Source organism: Inquilinus sp., from assembly GCF_057815775.1.
Map to the genome: position 1 here is coordinate 1 of NZ_JBYRFX010000114.1, position 12,254 is coordinate 12,254.

At 68.5% G+C, this 12,254-nt stretch carries 10 protein-coding genes; 5 read left to right on the forward strand and 5 right to left on the reverse strand.

The window, feature by feature from the left end:
• The 3 genes from AC3XYG_RS04110 to AC3XYG_RS04120 form a co-directional block, all read left to right on the forward strand.
• The coding region (locus tag AC3XYG_RS04110; RefSeq protein WP_489138539.1) for a DNA-3-methyladenine glycosylase family protein at positions 1 to 882 on the forward strand (882 nt) is incomplete at its 5' end.
• Positions 875 to 1,420, forward strand: coding sequence for a methylated-DNA--[protein]-cysteine S-methyltransferase (gene ogt, locus AC3XYG_RS04115; protein ID WP_489138540.1), 546 nt, complete (start codon positions 875 to 877; stop codon positions 1,418 to 1,420). The genes AC3XYG_RS04110 and ogt, both read left to right, overlap by 8 nt.
• An 81-nt stretch (positions 1,421 to 1,501) precedes the next feature.
• On the forward strand, positions 1,502 to 2,317 hold the full coding sequence (locus AC3XYG_RS04120; RefSeq protein ID WP_489138541.1) for an isocitrate lyase/PEP mutase family protein: 816 nt from the start codon (positions 1,502 to 1,504) through the stop codon (positions 2,315 to 2,317).
• A 45-nt stretch (positions 2,318 to 2,362) separates the two neighbouring features.
• Here the strand turns inward: AC3XYG_RS04120 and AC3XYG_RS04125 are convergent, their stop codons facing one another.
• Positions 2,363 to 3,376: a zinc-binding alcohol dehydrogenase family protein gene (locus AC3XYG_RS04125; protein WP_489138542.1), complete on the reverse strand. Its 1,014-nt coding sequence runs from the start codon at positions 3,374 to 3,376 to the stop codon at positions 2,363 to 2,365.
• A gap of 103 nt (positions 3,377 to 3,479) precedes the next feature.
• On the opposite strand from AC3XYG_RS04125, the gene AC3XYG_RS04130 reads away from it, so the two are divergent.
• Positions 3,480 to 4,361, forward strand: a complete 882-nt coding sequence (locus tag AC3XYG_RS04130) for a LysR substrate-binding domain-containing protein (protein WP_489138543.1) — start codon at positions 3,480 to 3,482, stop codon at positions 4,359 to 4,361.
• 18 nt (positions 4,362 to 4,379) lie between these two features.
• On the opposite strand, the gene AC3XYG_RS04135 is transcribed toward AC3XYG_RS04130, so the two are convergent.
• Positions 4,380 to 4,997: a LysE family translocator gene (locus tag AC3XYG_RS04135; protein ID WP_489138544.1), complete on the reverse strand. Its 618-nt coding sequence runs from the start codon at positions 4,995 to 4,997 to the stop codon at positions 4,380 to 4,382.
• 498 nt (positions 4,998 to 5,495) lie between these two features.
• Between AC3XYG_RS04135 and AC3XYG_RS04140 the strand changes: the two genes are divergently transcribed.
• Positions 5,496 to 6,464, forward strand: a complete 969-nt coding sequence (locus AC3XYG_RS04140) for a crotonase/enoyl-CoA hydratase family protein (protein ID WP_489138545.1) — start codon at positions 5,496 to 5,498, stop codon at positions 6,462 to 6,464.
• Between the two features lie 78 nt (positions 6,465 to 6,542).
• Here AC3XYG_RS04140 and AC3XYG_RS04145 read toward each other — a convergent pair whose 3' ends face one another.
• The 3 genes from AC3XYG_RS04145 to xth all read right to left on the reverse strand — a co-directional run bounded on the left by AC3XYG_RS04145 (position 6,543) and on the right by xth (position 12,198).
• On the reverse strand, positions 6,543 to 9,077 hold the full coding sequence (locus AC3XYG_RS04145; RefSeq protein ID WP_489138546.1) for an ATP-binding protein: 2,535 nt from the start codon (positions 9,075 to 9,077) through the stop codon (positions 6,543 to 6,545).
• A gap of 82 nt (positions 9,078 to 9,159) precedes the next feature.
• A complete protein-coding gene (locus AC3XYG_RS04150; protein WP_489138547.1) occupies positions 9,160 to 11,295 on the reverse strand; it encodes a GGDEF/EAL domain-containing response regulator in 2,136 nt (711 codons plus the stop codon).
• Positions 11,296 to 11,427: 132 nt separating this feature from the next.
• Positions 11,428 to 12,198 carry an exodeoxyribonuclease III gene (gene xth / locus AC3XYG_RS04155; protein WP_489138548.1) on the reverse strand — a complete coding sequence of 257 codons (771 nt, stop codon included), beginning with the start codon at positions 12,196 to 12,198 and terminating at the stop codon, positions 11,428 to 11,430.
• Between the last annotated feature and the right edge of the window lie 56 nt (positions 12,199 to 12,254).

Consider the following 12,254-nt stretch of genomic DNA (forward strand, 5'->3'; position numbering starts at 1 on the left):
CCCTATGACTGGCCGGCGATGCTGGGCTTCCTCCGCACCCGGGCGGTGGACGGGGTGGAGCAGGTGGTGGGTGAGACCTATCGCCGGACCGTGCTGCATGACGGCCGGGTCGGCACGGTCGAGATCGGCATCCTGCCGGAGCGGGACAGCCTGACCGCCACCATCCGCTTCCCCAGCGTCCAGGCCCTGCCGGCGATCGTCACCCGCATCCGCCGGGTGTTCGACCTTGGCGCTGACGTTGCCATCATCGGCGCCCATCTGGCGCGCGACCCGCTGCTGGCGCCGCTGGTCGCCGAACGGCCGGGGCTGCGGGCACCGGGCGGCTGGGATGGGTTCGAGCTGGCGGTGCGCGCCGTGCTCGGCCAGCAGGTCACGGTCGAGGCGGGGCGGCGCCTGGCCGGCCAACTGGTCCGGCTGTGCGGCTCACCGGTCCCGGCGGAGCAGGGCGGCGATGCGGCGCTGGCCCTGGCCTTCCCGACCGCGGCGCAGGTCGCCGCCGCCGACCTGGCGCCGCTGGGCATGCCCGGTTCGCACAAGGCGACGCTCACGGCCCTGGCCCAGGCGGCGCTGGCCGACCCGCTGCTGTTCCAGCCGCTGGCGACGATCGAGGACACCGTTGCCCGGCTGCGCGCCATCCACGGCATCGGCGAATGGACGGCGCAGTACATCGCGCTGCGGGCGATCCGCGAGACCGACGCCTTTCCCGCCAGCGATGTCGGCCTGCTGCGCAGCGCCGCCGGGCAGGACGGGCTGCGGCCAAGCCCGGCGGCCCTCGTCAGCCGCGCCGAGCCCTGGCGCCCGTGGCGCGCCTATGCCGCGCAGCATCTCTGGGCCGCCGATGCCGCGGTGGGGCCCGTCGTCGAAAGGACTCTCCATGGCTGAGCTCACGCGCCTCCTGGTCGACCGGCTGCAGACGCCGATCGGCGAGCTGATCGTGGCGGCGGATGAGGCGGGGCAGCTGCGCCTGACCGAATGGACCGACCATGAGGACCGGATCGTGCGGCGGCTGCGGCTGGATTACGGCGCCGATGGCTGCGATCTGGTGCCGACGCCGAATCCGGGCGGCCTGTCCGACGCGCTGCACGCCTATTTCGACGGCGACCTGTCGGCGATCGACGACCTGCCGGTGGCGATGGCGGGCACCGAATTCCAGCGCACCGTGTGGCAGGAACTGCGGCGGATCCCGTGCGGCGAGACGATCTCCTACGGCACCATGGCGCAGCGTATCGGCCGGCCCGCCGCCGTCCGCGCCGTCGGCCTCGCCAACGGCGCCAACCCGATCGGCGTGGTGGTACCCTGCCATCGCGTCATCGGCTCGAACGGATCGCTGACCGGCTATGGCGGCGGGGTGCACCGCAAGCGCTGGCTGCTGGCCCATGAGACCGGGTCCCGGGCGCCCGAGCTGCCGTTCACGGCCTAAAGTTTTCGAAAGCGCAGGCCATTCGGCGCGGGGTAGACAGGCTGTCTTGGCGCGAGCCCTTCTGTCGAAACGGAGATAGCGATGACCGCACAGACCGATCATGCCGCCACCTTCCGGCACCTGCACCAGGGGCCGCAGCCGCTGCTGCTGGCCAATGCCTGGGATGCCGGCAGCGCCCGGCTGATCGAGAGCCTCGGCGCCAAGGCCGTGGCGACGACCAGCGCCGGCGTGGCCTGGGCCCTTGGCTATCCTGACGGCGACGCCCTGCCATTGGCACGGCTGGTCGAAACCGTCACCGCCATCGCCCGGGTGATCCGCGTGCCCCTGACGGTTGATGCCGAAGGTGGCTATGCCGAAGACCCGGCCGGCGTCGGTGAGGCCGTTGCTGCCTTGGTTGATGCCGGCGCCGTCGGCATCAACATCGAGGACGGGGCGGCGCCGCCCGACGTGCTCTGCGCCAAGATCGAACGGATCAAGCAGGCGGTCGCCAGCCGAGGCGTCGACCTGTTCGTCAATGCGCGGACCGATGTCTATCTGCGCGGGCTGGCGCCAGAAGGCGGCCAGGTCGCGGAAGTGCTGGCCCGAGCCGCGCGGTATCGTGCGGCCGGGGCGGACGGAATCTTCGTGCCGGGGTTGACCGATCCGGCCGGTATCCGGGCCGTGGCGGCCGAGGCCGGCCTGCCGCTCAACGTCATGGCCCGGCCGGCCCTGCCGGCGGCGGCCGAGCTGGCGGCGCTCGGCGTGCGGCGGCTCAGCGCCGGCTCTGGCATCTCCCAGGCCCTGTGGGGGCAGGCGGCCGTGCTGGCACGCGGCTTCCTGCAGACCGGGCACTCCGCCCCACTGGCCGACGGCGCCATGCCGTATCCGGAGATCAACGGCCTGTTCACCGGGCACTGACCGGGGCGGGCAGGTAAGGCTGCGGCGCAGCCTTACCGCCGGGCTTTAGAACCCGGCCAGCACCAGCTTGCCTACTGTGCGGCCGCCTTCGACCATCGCATGCGCCCGGCGTAGATTGGCGGCGGTGATCGGGCCGACGACCTCGCCCAGTGTGGTCTTGATCAGCCCGGCATCGACCAGCGCGCCGACCTCGGTCAGCAGCTTGTGCTGCTGGATCATGTCCGGCGTCTGGTGCATCGACCGGGCGAACATGAACTCGATATGCACGGCGCCGGCCTTGCCCTTGATCTTCATGATGTCGAGACCCTCGGGGTCGTCGATGAAGCAGATCTCGCCCTGCGGCGCCAGCGACGCCGCGATCTCGTCCCAATGCCGGTCGGTCTGGTTCAGCGATAGGATATAGCGCACCTGCGGCCGGCCGATCCGCGCCAGCTCCTCCGACAGTTTCCTGGTGTGGTCGATGACGGCGTCGGCGCCCAGCTCGGTGACCCATGCCTGGCTCTCGGGGCGCGAGGCGGTGCCGATCACGGTCAGGTTCGTCAGGCGGCGGGCCAGCTGCACCGCGATCGAGCCGACACCGCCGGCGGCGCCGATGATCAGGATCGCGTCATCGGTCGGCGCCTTGCCGACCGGCAGGCGGAAGCGGTCGAACAGCGCTTCCCAGGCCGTGATCGCGGTCAGCGGCAGGGCGGCGGCCTGGGCGAAGGACAGGCTGTCCGGCTTGCGGCCGGCGATGCGCTCATCGACCAGGCCGAACTCGGCATTGGTGCCGGGGCGGGTCAGGCTGCCGGCGTAATAGACCGCGTCGCCCGGCCGGAACAGGGTCACGGCATCGCCGACCGCGGTCACGGTGCCGGCGGCGTCCCAGCCCAGGATGACCGGCGTCTCGGCGCTGCCCTGGCGGCGGACCCGCACCTTGGTGTCGACCGGATTGATCGACACCGCCTCGATCTTCACCAGCAAATCGTGCGGGCCCGGTGCAGGCGTCGGGGTCTCGAACTCGAACAGCGACCGTTCATCCTCGATTGGCAGGCTGTCGATGTAACCGATGGCTTTCATGATCCTCGTCTCCCGAAGGGTTCAATGCTCAAGATGGAGGGTCAGGATCAATCGTATAAATGAATAGTTGAGATTTTTGCGATCGTGTTTTCATATGGATGACATGAGCACCCCCGATCTCGACATCGATGCGCTTCGTGCCTTTGCCGCCATCGTCGATGCCGGCGGCTTCACCGCGGCCGGCAACCGGCTGGGCCGCACCCAATCCGCGGTCAGCGTCAAGATCAAGCGGCTGGAAGCCGTGCTGGGCCGCCAGCTGTTCGAGCGCACCAGCCGGTCGCTGGCCCTGACTCGCGACGGCGAGCTGCTGCTGGGCTATGCCCGCCGGCTGCTGGAGCTGAACGACGAGACGGTGCAGCGCTTCGCCGAGCCGGGGGCGGAAGGGGAAATCCGCCTCGGCATTGCCGAATACTTCGTGCCGCTGCATCTGCCGGGCGTGCTGTCGCGCTTCGCCCGGGTGTTCCCGCGGGTGCATATCGAGGTCCGGGTCGGCATGAGCAGCGGGCTGATCGAGGCGTTCGATCGGCACGAGCTCGACCTCGCCATCGCCAAGCGCGACGACGGCGTCACCCGGGGCCGGGTGATCCATCGGGAAAAGCTGGCCTGGCTGCGATCGCCGGATCTGGAATTGGTGCCCGGCGCGCCGGTTCCACTCTGCGCCCTGCCGCCGCCCTGCGTGTTCCGCAGCCGGACGCTGGAAGCGCTGAAGGCGCAGGGGCAGGCGTGGCGCGTGCTCTACACCAGCGAAAGCGTGATGGGCGTGATCGCCGCGGCCCGGGCCGGACTCGGCGTGGCCGTGACGGTCGAGAGCGCGATGCCGGAGGAGATGGAGCGGCTGACCCCGGCGATGGGCTTCCCCGATCTGGGCGAGGTTGAGCTGGCGGTGTTCGGCGAGGGCACCGGCCGGCGCGAGATCAAGGCGTCGCTGGTCGGCTTCATCGAGGACAGCCTGCGGCGGCTGCCGCCGGTGCGGCAGGCGGCGTGAGATGTGGCGGCGTAAGCCTCAGCTCGCCGCCACACCCGCCGCGGCGCCGATCATGATGACGCCGGTGCTGCGGTTCAGCCGCTGCATCGCCTTGCTGCTGGTGAAGAAGCGCCGGGCCCGCGCCGCCGCGGCGGCATAGACGCTCAGCACTGCCAGCAGCACCACCACGGCCACGGCCGCAAGTTCCGCCGCCGCCAGCGGGGTGACACCGTGGGTGTCGATCACCGTCGGCAGGATGGCGAGGTAGAACACCATGGTCTTTGGATTGCCGAGCGTCAGCAGCAGCCCCGACGCCAGGCTGCGCAGCGGCGGCTCGCGCAGCCCGGTTGCGGCCTCGGTGCCGACCGGCCTGGCCGGGGCGCGCCACAGCTTCCAGCCGAGATAGAGCAGGTAGGCGGCGCCGGCCAGCTTGACCACCATGAACAGCTCGCCGAGCTGATGGGCCAGCAGCGCCAGGCCGAACAGCGACGCCATCAGGAAGCTGAGGTCGCCCAGGATCAGCCCGAACACCATGAACAGCGCCGCCCGGAAGCCGAAGCCGAGCGAGCGGGCGACAATGCCGACGATGCCGGGGCCGGGCAGGGCGGCGGCAATGGCGAGTGCAACGGCGAAGGCGAACAGGGCTTCGGTGGTCATGGTCGGGGCTCGGCACCACGATGGGGCGCCACGGTGTCGGCGCCCGGGCGGCGCGTCAAGGGGCGGCTCCTGCAGCCGGCGCAGCCCCGTCATGACGCCGCTTCGCCCGCTGGAGGCCTTGGAGCGGCGTTTGGAGCCGGTAAAAGGTCGGTCGTTCCGCTGCTTCAGTGAAAAATCGGGACGGGTTGGCGATGAATGGTCCGACCTGTCGGCCGATCGCGCAAACCGGCAGGAATCCTGGGAAACAGGGCTTTTCGAGTCACGATTGTTACAATTTTGAATAATTAAATTTCCATATAAAGACAGAATGCAATATGAAGATTTCAATCAATATTTCTTCAAATAAGAACCAATTTACCGGGTAATAATCCTTTAATTGATCGCGGGTAGTCAAAAAAAATGGAAATGCACAGAATGCTGTGCCGTGCCGCGGAAGAAGACCCCCATCTCTTGAACGATCAGGCTCGAAGCGGTCGGCGTCAACCGAAGGAGCATGACATGACCCCCTATATCGGCAACACCGCGGCACCGCAAATTTCCCCGCATTTTGCTTCGCACCGAACGGCCGTGGCCGTCGGTTCGGGTGCACGCGAGCCGGCCCATATCGAGGTTTCGCGCAGCCACTACCGCAACCTGGTCGTCGAGCTCGACCCCGCCGACCAGACCTATTGGTGCTTCATGCGGCCGGAAGGGCGGCCGAGCTTCACCCCGGACCTGCTGAGCGACATCAGCGACATGCAGCGCTCGATCCAGCGCATGGTCGCCGAACGCGCCGACGAAGACGCGCCGATCCGCTACTTCGTCTTCGCCTCCGGCCTGCCGGGCATCTACAGCCTGGGCGGCGATCTCGGCCTGTTCGCCGACAAGATCCGGGCGGGCAACCGGGCGGCGCTGCGGCGCTACGCCCATATCGCGATCGAGGCGATCCACCGCAACCACGTCGCCTTCGACACGCCCATCATCACCATGGCGCTGGTCCAGGGCGACGCGCTGGGCGGCGGCTTCGAATGCGCCCTGTCGCTCGACATGATCGTGGCCGAGCGCAGTGCCAAGATGGGCCTGCCCGAAATCCTGTTCAACCTGTTTCCGGGCATGGGCGCCTACAGCTTCCTGTCCCGTCGGATCGGCGCGGTGGCGACCGAGAAGATGATCACCAGCGGCCGCATCTACACTGCCGAGGAGCTGCATGAGATGGGCGTCGTCGATGTCCTGGCCGAGGATGGCCGGGGCGCCGAGACCGTGCGCGAATATGTGGCGGAGCACGGGCGCAAGCACAATGCGCACCGCGCCCTGTACCAGGCGCGCCGGCGGGTCAACACGATCCCGCTCGACGAGCTGCGCGACGTGGTCGACATCTGGGTGGAAGCCTGCCTCGGCCTCGGCGAGGCGGATCTCCGCAAGATGGCGCGGCTGACCGCGGCCCAGGACCGCCGGAGGGCCACCGTGATGCCGATTGCGGCGGAGTGAGGCTGGCTGCGGCGGAATTCGAAGGGGTGGCAAGGCGACGGGCCAGGGGGCAGCCGCCGCCACGCCATCCGTTTGGGGTCAACCGTTCTGGGCCGGTCGAGCGGCGGCGCTGCGGCGCCGTTGCAGGGCCGGCCTGAGACGCTCGAGTTCCGCCGCGAGCCGCCGGATGTGTCCGTCCCGGCGCGCGATCAGCTCCGCCGTGCCGATGCCTTGCCATTCGATACACAGCGTGGCCAGGCCGGCCGCGCCGATATTGGCGGCGGCACTGCGCAGGGCATGGGCGCTGGTCCGGAACTGCAGGGAATCCGCTTTTTGCGCCGCCGATCGCAGCTCCTCCGCGATCGTCTCGACATCGGTCAGGAAATCGTCGATCAGCTCGACCAGGAAGTCGTTGCCGCCCAGCACCTCGAGCCGGTCAAGGACGCGCATGTCGACCGTCGAGGAGCCGGCCTGCGGCAGCGCCGTGACATTGCCGCCGAAGACGGCCGGGCGCGCATCCGACGCGGGGCGTGGTTCGCCCAGGATATCGTCGATCGCCGCGAACAGCGGTTCCGGCTCGATCGGCTTGGTCAGGCAGGCATCCATCCCGGCCTCGGTGCAGCGCGCGGCGACGCCGGCGGTGGCGTCGGCGGTCAGCGCGACGATCGGGACATGGGGCCGGTCGAGCGCGGTGAAGCGGTAGAGCTTGGTCGCCTCAATGCCGTTCATGACGGGCATGTTGATGTCCATCAGGACGAGGTCGAAGCTGGCCTCATCGAGGGCGTCGAGCGCCTCCTCGCCATTGGACACCAGCCGGACCTCGTGCCCGGCCCGGATCAGGATCTCGCGCAGCACCTTCTGGTTCATGCGGTTGTCGTCGGCGACCAGGATGGTGAGCTTGCGCCGCGCCGGGGCCTCACCGCCGCTCCGCACCACATCCTGGGTCGGCGCGGCGGGCAGCCGCCGTCCGGCGGTGGCGATCCGCAGCGCCACCACGACGGCCGAGCGGTCGGCATCGGCCGGCAGGCCGGTCGCAAAGCTTTCCTTCACGGCCCGCGGCAGCGCCGGCTCCGTCCCCGGATCCCCGAGCAGGATCGGGCGAAGCATCGGCGCGGATCGCAGCATGGCAAGGACCTCCAGGCGGTCGTTCGGATGGTCGGGCAGGACGTCCAGGTCGACGATCATGACGGCGCCCAGGCTGTCGGAGGATTGCGGCGACGGCTGGGCAAGGGCGGCGTCCACGGACTCGAAGCTGCGGATCCGCGGTGCGATCGGCTCCAGCAGGCGGCTCAGCCGCTGCTGTCGGGCGACATCGCCGGAGACCAGCAACAGCGGCGCCGCTTCGAACGGCGCCTGGCTTTCCATCTCCGCGGCGCGGCCGAATTCGAGGGTAAAGCGGAAGGTGCTGCCCAGGCCGGGGGTGCTCTCGACACCGATTTCGCCGCCCAGCAGCCCGACCAGCCGCTTGCAGATGGCCAGGCCCAGCCCGGTGCCGCCGAAGCGGTCCATGATGGTCGCATCGGCCTGGCGGAAGCTCTCGAAGATGTGGGCGGCGGCTTCCGGTGCGATGCCGATGCCGGTGTCCGAGACCTCGAAGCGCAGCCGCAGCCGGTCGCCGAGATCACGCTCGGCTGCGACGTCGACCAGGATGCTGCCGGCCTCGGTGAACTTCACCGCATTGCCGACCAGGTTGAGCAGGATGTCCTTGAGATGGCGTTCGCTGCCGCGCAGCCGGACCGGCACGCCCGGGCCGATATAGGTGGCCAGGCGCAGCCCCTTGGCCTGCGCCTGGGTCAGGACCATCGCCCGCATCTCGGCCAGCACCGCCGGCAGGTCGAAATCGCCTGCAGGGACCGGCATCTGGCCGGCTTCGATCCGGGAAAAATCCAGGATGTCGTTGATCAGCGCCAGCAGGCGCTGGCCGGCCGCCACCACCGTTTCGGTCATGTCGCGCTGTTCGGGGTCCAGCCGGGTGTCGCGCAGGACCGAACCCATGCCGATGATCGCGGTCAGCGGCGTCCGCAGCTCATGGCTGACGCTGGCCAGGAACAGGCTCTTGGCCTGGTTCGCCTCCTCGGCCTGCTGCCGGGCGGTGGAGATCTTGCGGATCAGGGTGCCGGCATAGAGCGGCAGCAGCACCATGCCGCCCAGCAGCCCGGCCGACAGGCTCATATGCCCGGACCAGAACGGCGTGGTCGCGACCACCGCGCCGAACGAGACCAGGCCGCAGCTGGTGGCCAGGGCCAGGAACGGGATGCCGAAGCGGAAGCCGTTGCCGAAGATCACCCAGAGATAGATTGGGAACAGCACGGCCGCCGTTTCGTCGCCGATATACATCTCGCAGAACATCGAGCTGAAATCGACGAGCATGGCGAAGACCCGGCGCGGGCGGCAGACCGCGGGATAGGCGACGATGTGCATCAGGATCCCGATATTCACCAGGATATAGACGGCCAGAATGATGATCGCGTCGGGGTTGTAACCGCCGGTGGCCAGGAAATAGACCAGGATGGCCACGCCGAACGCGAGGCCGTTGACGCGCATCTCATGTTCGGTGTCCGGCCGGGTCCGGAGCCTCTGGGCGATCCGGGCGACCAGGGACGCCGATGCCTTCGGTTGTCGGTCGGCCGTCATCGCCCGCAGGGGCTCCCGGCCCCGGATGATGTCTCTCCGTGCGGCTGCTTTTGTCCCGCTTTTCTTGAATTCAAATGATCAGTCACAAGACCTGTCCATCGGCCGACCAGCCCCGGACGAATTCCCGCAGCTGACCGTCCGGCATCGGTTTGGCGAAATAAAATCCCTGAACCTCGTCGCACCCTTCGGCGCGAATTGTCTTTAGCTGTTCTTCAGTTTCTACCCCTTCCGCCGTCACGTCCAGGCCGAGATCATGGCCGAGATTGGTGATGGCGCGGACGATCGCCGCATCGCCTGGGCTGGCTTCCAGGTTGCGGATGAAGCTGCGATCGATCTTCAGCCGGTTGACCGAGAAGGTCTTGAGATAGCTGAGCGACGAATAGCCCGTGCCGAAATCATCGATGGCGAAGCGGACGCCGAGGCCGCGCAGCTCCTGGATCTTGGTCGCGGCGGATTCGGCGTTCTGCATCAGCACGCCTTCGGTCAGCTCGAGTTCCAGCGCTTCGGCGGCGAGGCCGGTGTCGTCGAGGGTCTGGCGGATCAGCTGCGACACGTCCTGCTTGCGGAACTGCAGCGAGGTCAGGTTGACGCCGACGCGCAGCGACAGCCCGTCCGCACGCCAAGCCTGGGCCTGGACGCAGGCTTCGCGCAGGGCCCAGGTGTTCATGGCGATGATCAGCCCACTCTCTTCGGCCAGCTGCAGGAACTGGCCGGGCAGCAACAGGCCCCGGGTCGGGTGCTGCCAGCGCATCAGGGCTTCCGCGCCGACGATCAGGCCGGTGTGGAGGTCGATCTGGGGCTGATAGTGCAGCACGAACTGCTCCGCCTCCACCGCCGTCCGCAATTCGGATTCGAGGACGACGGCATCCTGCAGGCTGGCGTTCAGCTCGCTCGCGAAAAATCGGTACTCGCTTGGCCCCTCCGCCTTGGCGCGGTACATGGCGAGATCGGCGTTGCGGAACAACTGGTCCGGGTCGTCGCCGTCCTGCGGATGCAGGGTGATGCCGATGCTGGCGGTCAAGGCGATACTGCTGTCGTTGCGCAGATAGGGGCGGGCGATCTCCTCCAGCAGCCGCGTCGCGGCTGCTGCTGCATCGTCGCCATTGGCCAGCCCGGTCTGCAGGATGGCGAATTCGTCGCCGCCCAGTCGGGCGACGATGTCGCCGGGCCGCGCCGCCTGGGTCAGCCGCTGCGCCACCTCCTGCAGGATCTGGTCGCCGAAATGATGGCCCAGCGCGTCGTTGATCGACTTAAACCGGTCGAGATCGAGGAAATGCAGGGCGAAACCCGTCCCGGCCTGCTCGATCATCACCTGCCGGATCCGGTTGAGCAGGTGCGTGCGGTTGGGCAGGTCGGTCAGCGCATCGTGGTTGGCGAGGTGGTGCAGATGCTCTTCCGCCAGCTTGCGGTCGGTGATGTCGAGCGCCGTGGTCAGCACGCTGACCACCTGGTTCGAGGCATCGCGCAGCGGCGCCTTGCTGGTCAGGAACACCTGGCGCACGCCGCCGCGCTCGACCACCTCCTCGAAGCTCGGCAGCGGCTCGCCCGAGGCGAACACCAGCTCGTCGAGCAACCGGCTGCGCTTGCCGCGATCCTGGCCGAACACGGCCACGATATCCTCGCCGACCAGGGCGGCGGGGCTGGAGCCGCTGAGCGCCGCCTGATAGGCGTTGACGAAGACGCAGCGGCCGTCGCGGTCGGCGGCGCTGATCATCGCCGGCAGGGTGTCGATGACCTGGGCCAGCGCCTCGCGGCTGTTGCGCAGCACCTCTTCCAGGCTGCGCCGGGTGCGCTCCAGCTCGCGCTCCAGCGTCGCGGCGCGGCGCTTGATCCGCTGCTGCTGCCGGCGCAGCCGCAGCAGGTTGCGGGCCCGGGTGACGAATTCGTGGTGGTCGACCGGGCTTTGCAGGAAATCGGTCGCTCCGGCTTCAAGCGCACGCAGCCGGAAGCTGCGGTCGTCATAGGCGGTGATGACGATGACCGGGACGTCGGCGACATGCGGCTTGCCGCGCAGCCGGCGGGTGAATTCGGCGCCGTCGAGATGCGGCATCTTGTAGTCGGCGATCACCAGGTCGGGCGTGTGGTCGGTCAGCCAGTCCAGCGCATCCAGCGGATCGCCGAACGCCTGCACCGTCACTTGGCTTTCCAGGGAGGCCGCGAGCTTGGAAAAGATGTTCCGGTTGGTGGGCCGGTCATCCAAGATGACGACGAGCGACATACTGGCTTGTGGACTCCCTCGGCAACCTTCGGGCGAAGGCGGGGCCCCAGAGCCCGCGCGCAGTATAGGCAGGCTTCGCCGATCGCCATTAGGGGATTCGTATGACGAACTCTTGGCGCCGGGCCGGTTCGCCTAGTCCGCCAGGGTGACGATCACAGGGGTGTGATCCGAAGCCTTGTCGCGCCCGCGCGGCTCCCGGTCGATGACACAGGCTTCGAGCCGGTCGGCGACCTCCGGGCTGGCCAGGAGATGGTCGATGCGGATGCCGTTGTCGGCCTGCCAGGCGCGGTTCTGATAGTCCCAGAAGCTGTAGCCGATGGTGGTCGGGTTCAGGGCCCGCCAGGAATCAGTCAGGCCGAGATGCAGCAGCGACCGGAAGCGCCGGCGGGTTTCCAGCAGGAACAGGGCATCGCCCACCCAGGCGGCCGGGTCGGCGGCGTCGCGCTCCTCCGGGATGACGTTGAAGTCACCGCCCATGATGAAGGGCTGGCCCGCGGCCAGCAGGGTTTCGGCCCGGCGCGTCAGCCGGTCCATCCAGCCCAGCTTGTAGGGGTATTTCTCGGTGCCGGCCGGGTTGCCGTTCGGCAGGTACAGGCCACAGACCCTGACGCCGCGGACCGTGGCCTCGACATAACGCGCCTGCACATCCACCTCGTCACCGGGAAGGCCCTTGAGCGGGTCCTCGATCGGTGCCTTGGCCAGCAGGGCGACGCCGTTATAACTCTTCTGGCCGTGGACCAGCAGGTTGTAGCCCAGCGCCTCGAACTCGAAACGTGGAAATGCGTCGGTCTCGCATTTGATCTCCTGCAGCACGGCGACATCGGGGTCGGCCGCGCGCAGCCAGTCCAGCACGTTGGGTAGCCGGGCCTTGACCGAATTGACGTTCCAGGTGGCGATCCGCATGCCTCAGCCCTCCGCCCGAAGAATCGACGCCAGGGGCGGGACGGGCAGGGTGGGAC